The sequence below is a fragment of the Streptomyces sp. HNM0574 genome (assembly GCF_012726235.1).
Lineage (GTDB): Bacteria > Actinomycetota > Actinomycetes > Streptomycetales > Streptomycetaceae > Streptomyces.
Map to the genome: position 1 here is coordinate 120851 of NZ_JAASAH010000003.1, position 14632 is coordinate 135482.

Below are 14632 nucleotides of genomic sequence, written 5' to 3' on the forward strand. Positions count from 1 at the left end.
CGGGGGCGCGACGGTAGTTGCCCGCGCGACTTCTCGGGCTCACGCCGGTTTTCGGGCCACGCCGCTTTTCGGGTGCGGCGCCGTCGTGGCCCGGGCCTTCGCGCAGTTCCCCGCGCCCCTTTTTGCGCAGTTCCCCGCGCCCCTTTGTCGCGGGCCCGCCCCGCCTTTCGGGGTGCGGCGCCGTCGAGAGGGTCCACGAACAACCCTTGTGACAACCCGTGAGAGGCGGGAAGGAACTCTCCCGCCCTCGCGGCCGTTCGGCGGCGTAACCTCGGGTCCATGGCTGAGCACATCGGCGATCGCCTGTCCCGTCTGCGCCGCATGGCAGAGTTGACGCAGGAAAGCCTGGCCGCCAAGTCCGGTGTTTCCGCGGACGTGGTGCGGAAGTTGGAGCAGAGGCGCAAACATTCGGCGCGGCTCCCCACGTTGCACGCACTGGCACGCGGCCTGGGCGTCGAGGTCACCTCGCTCATGGGCGACCCGCCCGGCGTACCGTCCAACGGAGAGGTCGAGCCCCCGGCTCTGGTTGCCGTCCGCCGGGCCATCCTGCCTCCGCTCTTCATGCCGCCTCCCGAGCCGACGGGGGCCGAGAGGCTTTCCCTGCCGCTGCTCAGAGCAGAACTGGCCGATGCCTGGACGCTGTACCACGCGGCCGAGTTCGGCAGGCTGATGGAAATCCTTCCCGGCGTCATCACCGACGCGCGTCTCTCCGCCGCCGTAGGGAGCGCGGAGCAACGGGCCGCGGGGCAAGCGGCGCTCGCCAAAGCCCTGCAGCTGGGCGGGCACTTGGCCATCCGCCTCGGTAAGACGGACCTCGCGCTGTCCAGCCTGGAGCGGGCCATAGTGGCGGCGGAGGCATCCTCGGACCCGCTGCTGGCCCCCATGGTGTCCAACTCCGTCGCCTGGGCGTACCAACGTCAGAACCGGCTGGACGACGCCTCGCACCTCGCCGTGTACGCCGCCGACGGCGTCGAACGCGACCACGTCGGCACGGCCGAAGGGCTCCGCGTCTGGGGCGGCTTGCTGATGTCCGCCGCCACCAGCGTCGCCCGGAGCGGGGACTACACGCAGGCCAGCGACATGATGACGACAGCGGAACGGGCGGCGGGCAGGCTCACGAAGCTGCCGCCTCCGGAGGACAGCAGGCTCGTATCCGTCTTCAGCCGCTCATCGGTACGTATCGAACGCGTACGCCTCTCCGTGCAGCACGCCCGCCCGGAAGAGGCCCTGCACCTGGCCCGCGGCATGCGACTGAGCAAGGACACCCCGCCGTCCTGGCGCACCTGGCTGCTACTGGACGTCGCTCGCGCCCACACCGACGTGGGCGACGCGAACAGCGCAGTGAAGGCCCTCGAAGCGCTGCGCAGGGTTGCCCCCGGGTGGATGCGGCACCACACACTGGCGGTCACGATCGTGACCGACCTGTGGTCCGGGCCGGTCCGGCCACCGGGGCTGAGGAAGCTCGCCGACTTCCTGGGTGTGGCCCAATAACGTGGTGAGAGTGGGACGTTACGTCCCTGGGGACGTCCGGAGCGTCCCGGCACAGTGACGGTATGAGGCAAACCGATCCCCACGACATGACGGCAGCCGGAGCCTTACAGCACGGCGACGACGCCGCCCGGGAACTCCAGAGCGCACTCAAGGAAGCGGGGTTCACTTTTCCGTCCCTGACCGGCGACTACCCCGTCAACGGCCGGGGGCACGTCGCGCTGGGCGGCATGTCGGCCGAGGAGGCGCTTCGCCTTGCACGGTACGTACGGGAGCTCGGACGTTGAGCGAAGACGGGTCACGGATGACGCTTCGGGTGTCCCGTGATTCCGGCCGCTCGTGGTCGCCGACGCGCGAATTCCACGCGAGAGCGGATGCACGGCTACGGCTGACCAATCCGGCCGGATACCCACCTTGCGAGTGCGCCCGGTGCACTCCCTCCCGCCACACCGGGCAACGCGAAGTCACGGTGAAGGGTGACGAGCAGACCACTCGTCACCACTCCCCGCCGTGCGCGGCCGCGCCTCCGCGTCCAGACCCCACGCACCCCGAAGAGGCAGAGGAACCGGACGTCAGACGCCCCTCACCAGCTGACCGGCAGAGTGAGAGGTGACCTGATCGGGGAGACGTCCTCCCAGGTGGGGGCGTGGCCCTCGGCCGGGCGCAGGTGCGGGAAACGGTCGAGCAACGCCTCAAGGCCCGCGGTGAGTTCGGCCCGTGCCAGGTGCGAGCCGATGCAGCTGTGCGGGCCCCGGCCGAACATGAGGTGGGGGTTGTACCGCCGGCGCGGGGCGAAGCCGTCCGGTTCGGTGAACACCCGCTCGTCCCGGTTGGCCGCCGCCACCACGGGCAGGACGGCATCGCCCGCACGGATCGTGTGCCCGTTCCACGGGATGTCCTCGGTGGCCCGGAGCACGATCGCGCCGTTCATGACGGGGACGTAGCGCAGGATCTCCTCCACCGCCCCGGGGAGCAGGGAGCGGTCGTCGCGGAGGAGGGCGTACCGTTCCGGCTCCTCCAGCAGGGCGACGACGGCGTTGCCCAGGACCATGGTCGTCGTCCGGTACCCGGCGACGAGCATGGACAGCCCGAACCCCATGACGCTCCCCTCCTCCAGCGCGCCCCGGTCGCACTCGCGCACCAGGTACGTGAGGAGGTCGCCGGCGGGCCGGTGCCGCTTCTCCGCGATCAGCGCGCCCATGTACTCCTGGAGCTGCACCGTGACCCGGCGCCCCTCCTCGACGGAGTCCAGCGCGCCCAACGCCTTGTCCGCGAGGGGCAGATAGTGCGCGCGGTCCTCGTAGGGGATGCCGGTCAGCTCGCAGACGGCGAGCAGTGGGAAGGGTTCGGTGAAGCCCGCGGTCAGGTCGCCGGGCGGGCCGGACGCGGCGAGGGGGTCCAGCAGCCCCGCGGCCAGTTCGCGGAGCCGGGGCAGCCGGCGGCGGGCGGAGCGGATGCTGAACGCCTCGGCGAGGGATCTGCGCAGGGCGAGGTGCTGGGGCCCTTCCATCTCCATCATGGTGATCAGGGCGGGCCCGGTGTCCTGCTCGGGGACGTCCGGGTCCAGCGCCCAGTCGGTGATGCTGGGCCGGATCAGGCGGCGGTCGGCCAGCAGTTCCCTGACGTCCGCGTAGCGGGTCAGGTACCAGACCGTCTCCCCGGTGTCCCGGATTCTGGCCATCGGGCACTCCCGGCGCAGCCGCCGGTGCTCCTCGGGCGGGCCCATGCTGCCAGGCGGCGGCAGCGGAAGGTCGATCGGTGCGGACTCCGGAGGTGTGCTGTCCACGGGCTTCTCCCGGTCTCACGGCGAACGGTCGCACGGCGCCCCCGGAGCAGCCCTCACCTCCCGCCGCTTCACATCCCTTCCCCGACGAGCACGACCGCCCACGCCGCCCCGTCCCCGCTCCCCGCCGCCGCCCCACCGGAACGGAACCGCCAACACGCCCCTCACCTGGCCCTCCACCCCGCCCCACCCACGACAAGGCGCACCGAAGGACCACCCAGCGCACCCCGGACCACCCACCCCCCAGGCGCACACCCCCAACCCACCCGGTCCGTACGAGAGTTCAACACACCCCTCCCCGACTCACCGCCCCCGCCTCCGCTCCACCGCGGCCACCAGCCGCCCCTCCGCGTCCGCACCCGCCCCCGTCCACGGCAGGCGGAGCAGCAGGAGGGCGCCCAAGGTCCACCAGGCGCCGGCGATGAGCCATTCGGCGGGCCAGGTGAGGGCCGCGGGCATGCCGGGGAGGTAGAGGGTGCCGAGGGCGAGGCTGAGCAACAGGGCCAGGATGCCGACGAGTTGGCCGGCGGGGGCGCGGAAGGGGCGTTCCATGGCGGGCTCGCGGTGGCGCAGCCGGAGGAAGCTGAGGACGACGACCACGTAGGCGACGACGATGTTGATGCCGCCCGCGTTGACCAGCCACTCCAGCATCGACTCCCCGAACAGCGGGGCCAGCGCGGAGAGTCCGCCGACGAAGAGGACCGCGTTGGAGGGGGTGCGGAAGCGCGGGTGGAGGCGGGCGAACCAGGTGGGCAGCATGCGGGAGGCGGCCATCGCGTAGAGCAGCCGGCTGGCGCCGATGAGGAAGGCGTTCCAGCTGGTGAGGATGCCCGCGATGCCGCCGAGGACGAGCACGTCGCCCATCAGCGGGCTGTGCCAGAGCGCGGCCATGCCCTCGGCGGAGGCGAGGTCGGCCGAGGCGAGCGCGTCGGGCCCGAGTCCGGCGCCGACGGTGAGCATGACCAGGACGTACCAGAGCGCGGCGCACACCACGGACAGCACCAGCAGCGTGCCGACCAGCCGCCGCGGCAGGTTGATCTCGGCGGCGGACTGCGGGACGACGTCGAAGCCGACGAACAGGAACGGCACCGCGACCAGCACCGTGAGCACACCCCCGGCGCCGCCCCGGAACAGCGGCGTCAGGTGCTCCCGTTCGCCGCCGGTGAGGGCGCCGAGGACGAGCAGCGCGCCGACGCCGAGCAGGAACAGCACGGCGAGGGTCTGGAAGAGACTGGCGGGCCGGATGCCGAGGTAGTTGAGCAGCGTGACGACGACGGCGGAGCCGGAGCCGACGGCGACCCAGGTGGCGTGCACCTGGTAGCCGGCGATGGCATCAAAGGTGCCCGGCGGGAAGGCCGGGTGAGGTGCAGCAGTGTCTGGGGCAGGGCGACAGCCTCGCCGCAACGGAGCCGTTCCCGGAGGACGCGGTGACAGCTTCTTGATTCTAGGCGCGTATGCCCAACGCCCGCAGCCCGTAGACGTGTTCGCCGCCCGCGTGCGGCATGGCGGAGACGAGTTCGGCGTAGCAGAGGCCGACGAGCGCGACGACGACGCCGCCGACGGCGAAGGCGAGGGCCGCGCCGCCGGGTCCGGCGGCGCGGATGAAGTCCGAGGTGAGGACGACCCAGCCGAAGCCGATCATGGCGCCGAAGGCGAGCGCCAGTACGTCGCCCCGGCCGAGTACGCGGAGGAACCCGTCGCTCTTCGGCTGTGCGGACCCGGTCCGTGGAGTCATGGCCCGTAGTGGACCGCAGCCGGGCCGCGGTGACCAGACCCCGCGCACCCGGAAGGGGCGGCGGGGCCCGCGTCAGCCGTCCGTCAGAAGACGGACTCCGTCTCGTCCATGCGGTCCTGCGGGACGCGCTTGAGTTCGCTGACCGCGTCGGCGAGCGGGGTCATGACGATCTCGGTGCCGCGCAGCGCGGTCATCTGGCCGAAGTCGCCGCGGTGCGCGGCCTCGACGGCGTGCCAGCCGAAGCGGGTGGCGAGGACGCGGTCGTACGCGGTGGGGGTGCCGCCGCGCTGGACGTGGCCGAGGATGACGGCCTTGGCCTCCTTGCCGAGCCGGTGCTCCAGCTCGCCCGCGAGACGGTTGCCGATGCCGACGAAGCGCTCGTGCCCGTACTGGTCGATGACGCCCTTCTCGTACGGCATGGAGCCCTCGACGGGGTGGGCGCCCTCGGCGACGCAGACGATCGCGAACCGCTTCTGCCGCGCGAAGCGCTCCTCGACCATCTTGACCAGGGAGTCGACCTCGAAGGGCCGCTCGGGGACGCAGATGCCGTGCGCGCCCGCGGCCATGCCGGCCTCCAGCGCGATCCAGCCCGCGTGCCGTCCCATGACCTCGACGACCATCACGCGCTGGTGGGACTCGGCGGTGGTCTTCAGCCGGTCCATGGCCTCGGTGGCGACGCCGACGGCGGTGTCGAAGCCGAAGGTGCGGTCGGTGGCGGAGATGTCGTTGTCGATCGTCTTGGGGACGCCGACGACCGGCAGGCCCGCGTCGGCGAGCATCCGCGCGGCGGTGAGGGTGCCCTCGCCGCCGATGGGGATGAGGGCGTCGAGGCCGAGGCGTTCGACGAGCTCCTCGGAGTTGTCGCAGGCGTCGCGCAGCCGGTCGCGCTCCAGGCGGGCGGAGCCGAGGATGGTGCCGCCGCGGGCGAGGATGCCGGAGACGGAGTTGATGTCGAGGGTGCGGTAGCGGCCGTCGAGCAGGCCCTTGAAGCCGTCCTCGAAACCGATGACCTCGTCGCCTCGGTCGTGGACTGCGCGGTGGACGACGGACCGGATCACGGCGTTCAGACCAGGGCAGTCGCCGCCGGCGGTGAGGACTCCGATACGCATGGGGTTCGCTTCTCCTGCTCGGTAGTGGCCCGCTGGGAGGTGCGGGTCGCTGCTGGCTTCTGATCTGTGTAGGGGAACCGGTGAGCCTGAGCCGGTGCGATTGTTTCATGTCTTGAAGGCAAGCCGTACCTCGCGTCCGGCGGCCCGTTCCCGCCCTTGATCGTTCCGGGCCCGCGGGCCCCGCCATCCTGGCTCTGCCTGCGGCTTTCCGCACCCGGGTCGGCCACCGGCAACCTGGCCGAGCGCCATATCCGCACGGCCAGGTACTGTCAAGGGGGTAAGCGCACTCGTACGGGCGTTTTACCGATGCTTTATCCGCGCGGGCCGCACCGGCCCGGTACGCGCCGGAGTCACCGCCGCCTCCGGCAGCCGCCCGCGACGGGCCGCCCCACCCGACCCCGAAGAGCAATGGGAGAGCACGCGTGACCCGCAGCGTGTACGTGACCGGAATCGGCAGAGGCGACGGACGGCAGGTCGTCGAGCTCGGCGTGATGGAACTGCTGACGCGGCAGGTCGACCGCGTCGGCGTCTTCCGCCCCCTGATGCACGAAGGACCGGACCGGCTGTACGACCTGCTGCGCAGCCGCTACCGGCTGAGCCAGCCGCCGGAGACGGTCTTCGGCATGCGGTACGAGAAGGCCGCCGCGCTCCAGGCCGAGCTGGGCACCGACGAGCTGGTCTCGCAGCTCGTCGACCGGTTCCGCGCCGTCGCCGACGAGTACGAGGCCGTGCTCGTCCTCGGCACCGACTACGCGGACACCCAGCTCCCCGCCGAGCTGGCGCTCAACGCGCGGCTGGCGAACGAGTTCGGCGCCTCCGTGCTGCCGGTCGTCGGCACCCAGGGCCAGGACGCGGAGTCGGTGACGGCCGAGGTCCGCAACGCGCACCACGCCTTCACGTCCCTCGGCTGCGACCTCGTCGCCATGATCGCCAACCGGGTCCGGGACGCCGAGGCCGGCGAGGCAGCCCGGCGGCTCGGCGACCACCTGCCCGAGCCGGTGTACGTGCTGCCCGAGGAGCCGGCGCTCTCCGCGCCGACCGTCGCGCAGGTCCGGGACACCCTCGGCGCCGAGGTCCTGCTCGGCGACGCCTCCGGGCTGGCCCGTGACGTACGGGACTTCGTCTTCGGCGGCGCGCACCTGCCCGCGTTCCTCCCGGCCCTGACCGAGGGCTGCATGGTGATCACCCCGGGGGACCGCGCCGACCTGATCGTCGGCACCCTCGCCGCGCACTCGGCGGGCGCCCCCGCGATAGCCGGCGTCGTCCTCACCCTCGACGAGCAGCCCGGCGAGGAGGCCATGGCGCTCGCCGCGCGGCTGGCGCCCGGCACGCCGGTGCTGTCGGTGCCGGGCGGCTCGTTCCCGACCGCGGCCGAACTCTTCTCGCTGGAGGGCAAGCTGACGGCCGCGACGCCGCGCAAGGCGGAGATCGCGCTCGGCCTGTTCGAGACGCACGTGGACACCGGCCGGCTCACCGAGCACCTGTCGGTGGTCCGCAGCGAGCGCGTCACGCCGATGATGTTCGAGCACGAGCTCGTCGGCCGCTCCCGCGACGACCGGCGGCACATCGTGCTGCCGGAGGGCGCCGAGGAGCGCGTGCTGCGCGCCGCCGAGGTGCTGCTGCGCCGCGGCATCTGCGACCTGACGCTGCTCGGCGAGCCCACCGCCGTCCGCAAGCGCGCGGCCGAACTCGGCATCGGGCTGGCCCTGCTGGACGACGGCGAGGTCGCCTCGGGCCCCCAGGCCACGGCCCGGGTCGTCGACCCGCAGACCTCGCCGCTGCGCGAGCGCTTCGCCGAGTCGTACGCGCAGCTGCGCGCGCACAAGGGCGTCACCTTCGAGCTGGCGCACGACGTGGTCGCCGACGTCTCGTACTTCGGCACCCTGATGGTGCGCGAGGGCCTGGCCGACGGGATGGTCTCCGGCGCCGTGCACTCCACGGCGGCGACGATCCGGCCCGCGTTCGAGGTCATCAAGACCAAGCCGGACGCCTCGATCGTCTCCTCGGTCTTCTTCATGTGCCTGGCCGACCGCGTCCTGGTCTACGGCGACTGCGCCGTGAACCCGGACCCGAACGCCGAGCAGCTCGCGGACATCGCCGTCCAGTCGGCCGCCACCGCCGCGCAGTTCGGGGTGGAGCCGCGGATCGCGATGCTCTCGTACTCGACCGGCACCTCCGGTTCCGGTTCCGGTGTCGACAAGGTGCGGGAGGCGACCGCGCTGGTGCGCGAGCGGCGCCCGGACCTGCTGGTGGAGGGCCCGATCCAGTACGACGCGGCCGTCGAGCCCTCGGTGGCGGCGACGAAGCTGCCCGAGTCGAAGGTCGCGGGCCAGGCCACGGTGCTGGTCTTCCCGGACCTGAACACCGGCAACAACACCTACAAGGCGGTGCAGCGTTCGGCCGGTGCGGTGGCCGTCGGGCCGGTGCTCCAGGGCCTGCGGAAGCCGGTGAACGACCTCTCGCGGGGCGCGCTGGTGCAGGACATCGTCAACACCGTCGCCATCACCGCGATCCAGGCCCAGGCCCAGTCGTGAGCAACCGTCCCGGCGCCGCCCCCGCCGCGCCCGTCTGACCCCCTCCTCCCGTTCCCCCAGAGAAAGCAGAGCGTGTCCGTGACCGTCCAGCCGTCTCCCGCCGACCCGGCAGCGACCCGGGTCCTCGTCCTCAACTCCGGTTCCTCGTCCGTGAAGTACCAGCTGCTCGACATGGCCGACCACTCCCGGCTGGCCGTCGGCCTGGTGGAGCGGATCGGCGAGGAGACCTCCCGTCTGGCGCACACCCCCTCCGGGGAGGGCGAGCGCCGCGAGCGCACCGGCCCGATCCCGGACCACGAGGCGGCACTGAAGGCCGTCGCCGAGGAGCTGGCGGCGGACGGCCTGGGCCTGGACTCCCCCGAACTGGCCGCGATCGGGCACCGGGTGGTGCACGGCGGCAAGTGGTTCACGGAGCCGACGGTGATCGACGACGCGGTGCTGAAGGAGATCGAGCGCCTCGTCCCCGTGGCCCCGCTGCACAACCCGGCGAACCTGACGGGCATCCGCACCGCGCAGGCGCTGAACCCGGGGCTGCCGCAGGTCGCGGTCTTCGACACCACCTTCCACACGACGATGCCGGAGCACGCGGCCCGGTACGCGATCGACGTGCGGACGGCCGACGACCACCGCATCCGCCGCTACGGTTTCCACGGCACCTCGCACGCGTACGTCTCCAGGGAGACGGCGAAGCTGCTGGGCAAGGACCCGTCCGAGGTGAACGTGATCGTGCTGCACCTCGGCAACGGCGCCTCGGCCTCGGCCGTCGAGGGCGGCCGCTGCGTGGACACGTCCATGGGCCTGACCCCGCTGGAGGGGCTGGTCATGGGCACCCGTTCCGGGGACATCGACCCGGCCGTGGTCTTCCACCTCGGGCGGGTGGCAGGAATGTCCGCCGACGAGGTCGACGAGCTGCTCAACAAGAAGAGCGGTCTCGTCGGGCTGTGCGGGGACAACGACATGCGGGAGATCCGCCGCCGTGTGGAGGAGGGAGACGAGGCTGCGAAGCTGGCGTTCGACATCTACACGCACCGGCTGAAGAAGTACATCGGCGCCTACTACGCCGTGCTGGGACGGGTGGACGCCGTGGTGTTCACCGCCGGGGTCGGGGAGAACTCCGCCCCGGTGCGCGAGGCCGCGGTGGCCGGCCTGGAGGAGCTGGGGCTGGCCGTCGACAGCGACCGCAACGCGGCGCGGGACGGCGGGCCGCGGCTGATCTCCCCGGACTACGCACGCGTCGCGGTCGCCGTGGTCCCCACGGACGAGGAGCTGGAGATCGCGCAGCAGACATACGCGCTGGTCAACGCACCCGCCGCGTGATCCGGCTCACCCCCAGTTCGTTCCACTCTTGAACAAAAAGATAGGATCGTCTTCATGCGCCGTTCCAAAATCGTCTGCACCCTGGGCCCAGCCGTCGACTCCTACGAGCAGCTGAAGACGCTGATCGAGGCCGGCATGAACGTGGCCCGTTTCAACATGAGCCACGGTTCCCACTCGGAGCACGAGGAGCGCTATCACCGCGTGCGCAAGGCCTCCGAGGAGACCGGCCGCGCGGTGGGCGTCCTCGCCGACCTCCAGGGCCCGAAGATCCGGCTGGAGACCTTCGCCGAAGGCCCGGTCGAGCTCGTCCGCGGTGAGGAGTTCACCATCACCACGGACGACGTCCCGGGTGACCGCACCATCTGCGGCACCACCTACAAGGGCCTGCCCGGTGACGTCACCAAGGGCGACTCGGTCCTGATCAACGACGGCAACGTCGCGCTCCAGGTGATCGAGGTCGACGGGCCCCGCGTCCGCACCATCGTCATCGAGGGCGGCGTGATCTCCGACCACAAGGGGATCAACCTGCCGGGCGCGGCCGTGAACGTGCCCGCGCTGTCCGAGAAGGACATCGAGGACCTCAAGTTCGCGCTGAACATGGGCTGCGACATGGTCGCGCTCTCCTTCGTCCGGGACGCGAGCGACGTCCGCGACGTGCACCGCGTCATGGACGAGGTGGGCCGCCGGGTGCCGGTCATCGCCAAGGTCGAGAAGCCGCAGGCCGTCGAGAACATGGAGGCCGTGGTCATGGCCTTCGACGGCGTGATGGTCGCCCGCGGTGACCTCGCCGTCGAATACCCGCTGGAGCGGGTGCCGATGGTGCAGAAGCGGCTCGTCGAGATGTGCCGCCGGAACGCCAAGCCGGTGATCGTCGCGACCCAGATGATGGAGTCGATGATCACCAACTCCCGTCCCACGCGCGCCGAGGCGTCCGACGTCGCCAACGCGATCCTGGACGGCGCGGACGCGGTGATGCTCTCCGCGGAGTCCTCCGTCGGCCAGTACCCGTTCGAGACCGTCAAGACGATGTCGAAGATCGTCGAGGCGGCCGAGGGCGAGCTGCTCAGCCGCGGCCTCCAGCCGCTGGTCCCCGGCAAGAAGCCCCGCACGCAGGGCGGCGCCGTGGCCCGCGCGGCCTGCGAGATGGCGGACTTCCTGGACGGCAAGGCGCTGGTGGCCTTCACCAAGTCCGGTGACACGGCCCGCCGTCTGTCCCGGTACCGCACCCTCCAGCCGATCCTGGCGTTCACCACGGACCCGGAGACCCGCAACCAGCTGACGCTCAGCTGGGGCGTGGAGACCTTCGTCGTCCCGCACGTCGACCACACGGACGAGATGGTCGACCTCGTCGACGCCGAGCTGCTGAAGCTCCAGCGCTACGACGAGGGCGACGTCATGCTCATCACCGCCGGCTCGCCCCCCGGCGTCCCCGGCACGACGAACATGGTCCGCGTGCACCACCTGGGCCGCGCCCAGAGCTGACGCACCGCGCACACGGCGAAGGCCCGCCGCCCCGTTCCGGGGTGGCGGGCCTTCGTCGTGTGCGGCTCCCGTGCACGAGTCCGCGCGGTCACCCGCGGCGGGCTCAGTCCACGAACTGGTGCAGGCCCGGGACGGTCAGGTTGCCGCCGAACTGGCCTGCCTGCGTGACCTTCACCTTGGTGAAGTACGCCTCGGGGACGTTGAGCGGCGGCGGGTGCTCGGGGTCGAAGACGATCGGGATCAGCCCGAAGAGGTTGCCCTCCAGGCGCTCGGTGTACATCGTCACCTGGCCGCCCCTGATCGTCGACTTGGAGCCCTTCGCGGCCTGCACGTGGTACGTGGTCCCGTCCGGGCCCTTGACCGTCTGGTGCAGGTCGCCGATGTCGAGGCTGTCCGCGGTGAACTTCAGGACCTGCTTGGTCTGGCCGCTCGCCGTCTTGACGTTGACGACGCCCTTGTAGTCCAGGCCGTGCAGCGCGAGCGAGCTCGCGTCCAGCTGCCAGGGGTCGTTGGGCAGGGTCGCGGCGGTCTGCTCGTCCTTGCCCTCGGACTTCTTCTCCTCGACGCAGGGCATGGCCGTCTTGCCGTCGGCCGCGTCCTGCGCCTCCTCCTTGGTGCTGGGGAACTTGACGTCGCCGAGCTTGTCCTTGGCGTCCTCGGCCCCCTGCTCCAGCTTGCCGGTGGTGTCCTCGACGCCGTCGCCGACCTTGCCGACGGTGTCCTCCAGCGCGCCGCCGACGTCCGGCTTCGCACCGGAGTCCGCCTCGGCCGTGCCGGAGTCCTGCGCCGTGTCCGAACCGGCCGCGTCACTCCCGGACTTGTCCTGCTCGGCAGCGTTCTGCCGGGCCTCCTCGACGCGCTCCTGGTCGTCGGGGGTGAAGGCGTCCTTGATCTTGTCCCCGAGGCCCAGCGGGTCGAGCGGGTTCTTCCCGGACTCGTCCGTGTCCGAGGAACCGTCCGAGGGCTCGGTGGAGTCGCCGGAACCGGAGTCCGCACCGGAATCCGAGCCGGAGTCGCCCGAGGAGTCCGAGCCGGAGCCGTCCTCTTCGGCCTTCTCCCGCTCCGCCTTCTCGCGCTCGGCCTTCTCCTCGGCCGCCTTCTTCTTCTCGGCCTTCTCGCGCTCCGCCTTCTCCTTCGCCGCCCGCTCGGCCTTCTCCTCCTGCTCCTGCGCGTCCTGGTCCTGCTGGGACACGCAAGGGCCGGGCTTGAAGGGGTTCTTGGGCAGCGGCTTGGCGTTCGCCAGCTGCGGCGTGAGTCCCATGCCCATCAGGACAGCGGACGGCATCGCCGCGATGGCTATCGCCTTGCCCGCGGGGACATGCAGACGGGTCAACAGCGGCTTGCGCGGGGCCGCGTGGCGCGGGGCCCTTCTTCCGCCGTCGGCGTCCGCGGCGACGTAACCCGACGTCGCGGACGCTCCCGCCTCCTCATGCACCTCGTCACCCGGCACGGTGCCTCCCGTTCCCGTGGTTCCCGTCGGCCCCGCCGGGCGGAGCCGTTCCGAAGACTGAAAGGTCGTCCAGGGCGCTGCCGGTGCCCGCTCCCGGGTCCGGCGCGCCGTGCGCGTCCCGGCCCGCGTGCGGCTGCGAGGAGTACGTGGGGCTGGACGGCGCCCGGTCGGGCTCCGCCGCCTGCTGCTCCCCGGCGCGGCTGTTGCCGTCGCCGCCCGCCTCCTGCTTGCCCGGGGCCCAGGCGACGCCGAGGGCACCGCCGAGCAGCCCGAGCAGGAAGCCGATCATGAACGCGCCGACGTTCGAGACGACCAGTGAGACCAATGCCAGCAAGATCGCCGCGACACCGGCGAAGACCCTGGAGTGCGGCTGGAACCACATCGTCAGCCCGAGCACCACCAGCAGGACGCCGATGATCAGCGATCCCGCACCCGCCGTCGTCGACATGCGGATGGTGAGCGAGCCCAGGGTGAAGTTCTGATACGGGATGTACATGATCGGGATACCCGCGAGCAGCGTCAGCATCCCGCCCCAGAACGGACGCTGTCCGCGCCATTCCCGGAACGAACTGCGCTTCTGGCTGAACCCGTTCGTCAGCCTCTGTCGCGTGTCGGCGCTCATGTCGTACAGCTCCTCGGGACTGGCACACAACTTGCTTGGGTGGAGCGGTCCCCGCGGGCGCGGTCCGCCGCTGCGGCACGGCAACTGCCGGGCCTGCGGCACGCGTTCCGCGCCCGCCGGGGATCAGTGCCTCAGTAGCACTCGTTCTTGCCCTTCTTGACGGACATCTTGAGTCCGCTGAGCTTGAACGTGCCGGCCGTCGTGGCCCAGGCCCGCTGCTTGACGTCGGTGAACGTCGCACTCTCGGCCTGCTGCGAGAACGAACCGGACTCGAACTTGTCGCCCTTGTGCGGACCGGGACCCTTGGTGGTCTCGTCCACGGCGACGCCGATGTCGATGTTGTTGAACGTCGCGTTGGCGTTCATGTCGTCGGCGTCGATGTAGAGCTTCTTGGCCTCTACCTTCGGAGCGCCTTCGCCACCGGCGGTCAGCTGCATCGTCATGTCACCGAACGCGGGGACAGGAACGACGACCGACTGGCACATGCCGCGGATCTTGGCCTCGTCGAAACCGACGACCGCGACGGGCTTCTTACCGGCCTTGGTCGAGTCGACCGCGCCGTACTGCACGAACCCGGTGCCGTCCAGGCGCTCGGCGGCGACCTTGAACTGCTGGCCGGAGACGCTGAACGACGCCGCCAGCGCACCCTGCGAGAGGGCGACACCGATCGCGGCCGTCGCGGCAACGCTCGGCACCATGACGACGGCGAACCGCTTCCATCTGGTCCCGCCACGAGCCAGGGACTCCATGACTTTCCTCCTTCTCGGACGTACATCTCCGGCCCGAAACGACCCGCTCACGCGGGCCGCTCCCAGCCTGGGATGGGAGAAGCGCTACGTCCTCGGGAAGGGGAGCGCCGTCAACGGAGCAGTAGCTGTACGTGCGTCCGAGCTGTCGGCGATCACCCCCGAGCGACAACCACTGGCCACGCTCTCGCGCAACCTCGTTAACGCGGACAGGCATCTGCCGCGGGGCAGAGACCCCCCTGTCCACGAGACCGGCGGGTGGTGCTGGGGTGGGGCGTGGTGCGGATGCCGGTCTGCCCGGTGGGGACCCAAGGCCCGCGCACCGATGGGTTGCAGGGCGGCGAGCTTTGGACCGAGCTTGGCCGA

Annotated in this window: 12 protein-coding genes; 5 read left to right on the plus strand and 7 right to left on the minus strand. The window is 71.3% G+C overall.

Annotated elements, in window-relative coordinates; translation table 11 throughout:
* The first annotated feature begins 279 nt into the window (after positions 1 to 279).
* A complete protein-coding gene (locus tag HCC30_RS07290; protein ID WP_169441516.1) occupies positions 280 to 1491 on the plus strand; it encodes a helix-turn-helix transcriptional regulator in 1212 nt (403 codons plus the stop codon).
* 62 nt (positions 1492 to 1553) lie between these two features.
* Positions 1554 to 1775, plus strand: coding sequence for a hypothetical protein (locus HCC30_RS07295; RefSeq protein ID WP_240979393.1), 222 nt, complete (start codon positions 1554 to 1556; stop codon positions 1773 to 1775).
* 296 nt (positions 1776 to 2071) lie between these two features.
* Here HCC30_RS07295 and HCC30_RS07300 read toward each other — a convergent pair whose 3' ends face one another.
* The 4 genes from HCC30_RS07300 to HCC30_RS07315 all read right to left on the minus strand — a co-directional run bounded on the left by HCC30_RS07300 (position 2072) and on the right by HCC30_RS07315 (position 6115).
* Positions 2072 to 3274 (minus strand): cytochrome P450, encoded by a 1203-nt coding sequence (locus HCC30_RS07300; protein WP_346776530.1) that lies wholly within the window; start codon positions 3272 to 3274, stop codon positions 2072 to 2074.
* Between the two features lie 300 nt (positions 3275 to 3574).
* Entirely contained in the window at positions 3575 to 4585 is a 1011-nt protein-coding gene (locus tag HCC30_RS07305; RefSeq protein WP_169441517.1) for an APC family permease, read from the minus strand.
* A gap of 130 nt (positions 4586 to 4715) precedes the next feature.
* Positions 4716 to 5006: an amino acid permease gene (locus HCC30_RS28970; RefSeq protein WP_277347958.1), complete on the minus strand. Its 291-nt coding sequence runs from the start codon at positions 5004 to 5006 to the stop codon at positions 4716 to 4718.
* Between the two features lie 83 nt (positions 5007 to 5089).
* A complete protein-coding gene (locus tag HCC30_RS07315) occupies positions 5090 to 6115 on the minus strand; it encodes an ATP-dependent 6-phosphofructokinase (RefSeq protein ID WP_169441518.1) in 1026 nt (341 codons plus the stop codon).
* A 422-nt stretch (positions 6116 to 6537) separates the two neighbouring features.
* Here HCC30_RS07315 and pta point away from each other — a divergent pair, with 422 nt between their 5' ends.
* From pta to pyk, 3 genes are all read left to right on the plus strand, one after another.
* The gene (gene pta, locus HCC30_RS07320; RefSeq protein ID WP_169441519.1) at positions 6538 to 8649 is read left to right on the plus strand and encodes a phosphate acetyltransferase; all 2112 of its coding nucleotides are present in this window, start codon (positions 6538 to 6540) and stop codon (positions 8647 to 8649) included.
* A 78-nt stretch (positions 8650 to 8727) separates the two neighbouring features.
* Complete coding sequence (locus HCC30_RS07325) at positions 8728 to 9966, plus strand: acetate kinase (RefSeq protein WP_169441520.1); 1239 nt, start codon at positions 8728 to 8730, stop codon at positions 9964 to 9966.
* 54 nt (positions 9967 to 10020) lie between these two features.
* On the plus strand, positions 10021 to 11448 hold the full coding sequence (pyk, locus tag HCC30_RS07330; RefSeq protein ID WP_169441521.1) for a pyruvate kinase: 1428 nt from the start codon (positions 10021 to 10023) through the stop codon (positions 11446 to 11448).
* A 103-nt stretch (positions 11449 to 11551) separates the two neighbouring features.
* On the opposite strand, the gene HCC30_RS28220 is transcribed toward pyk, so the two are convergent.
* From HCC30_RS28220 to HCC30_RS07345, 3 genes are all read right to left on the minus strand, one after another.
* Positions 11552 to 12898, minus strand: a complete 1347-nt coding sequence (locus tag HCC30_RS28220; RefSeq protein ID WP_346776531.1) for a hypothetical protein — start codon at positions 12896 to 12898, stop codon at positions 11552 to 11554.
* Positions 12888 to 13520, minus strand: coding sequence for a DUF6114 domain-containing protein (locus tag HCC30_RS07340; protein WP_169441522.1), 633 nt, complete (start codon positions 13518 to 13520; stop codon positions 12888 to 12890). The genes HCC30_RS28220 and HCC30_RS07340 overlap by 11 nt, the downstream gene beginning before the upstream one ends.
* A 131-nt stretch (positions 13521 to 13651) precedes the next feature.
* Complete coding sequence (locus HCC30_RS07345; RefSeq protein ID WP_169441523.1) at positions 13652 to 14269, minus strand: DUF6230 family protein; 618 nt, start codon at positions 14267 to 14269, stop codon at positions 13652 to 13654.
* Between the last annotated feature and the right edge of the window lie 363 nt (positions 14270 to 14632).

Bases quoted from the DNA above. Each gene is read 5' to 3' on its own strand.
- HCC30_RS07295 (WP_240979393.1), top strand. From the start codon at position 1,554: ATGAGGCAAACCGATCCCCACGACATGACGGCAGCCGGAGCCTTACAG.
- HCC30_RS28970 (WP_277347958.1), bottom strand. From the start codon at position 5,006: ATGACTCCACGGACCGGGTCCGCACAGCCGAAGAGCGACGGGTTCCTC.
- HCC30_RS07315 (WP_169441518.1), bottom strand. From the start codon at position 6,115: ATGCGTATCGGAGTCCTCACCGCCGGCGGCGACTGCCCTGGTCTGAAC.
- HCC30_RS07340 (WP_169441522.1), bottom strand. From the start codon at position 13,520: ATGAGCGCCGACACGCGACAGAGGCTGACGAACGGGTTCAGCCAGAAG.
- HCC30_RS07290 (WP_169441516.1), top strand. From the start codon at position 280: ATGGCTGAGCACATCGGCGATCGCCTGTCCCGTCTGCGCCGCATGGCA.
- HCC30_RS07345 (WP_169441523.1), bottom strand. From the start codon at position 14,269: ATGGAGTCCCTGGCTCGTGGCGGGACCAGATGGAAGCGGTTCGCCGTC.
- pyk (WP_169441521.1), top strand. From the start codon at position 10,021: ATGCGCCGTTCCAAAATCGTCTGCACCCTGGGCCCAGCCGTCGACTCC.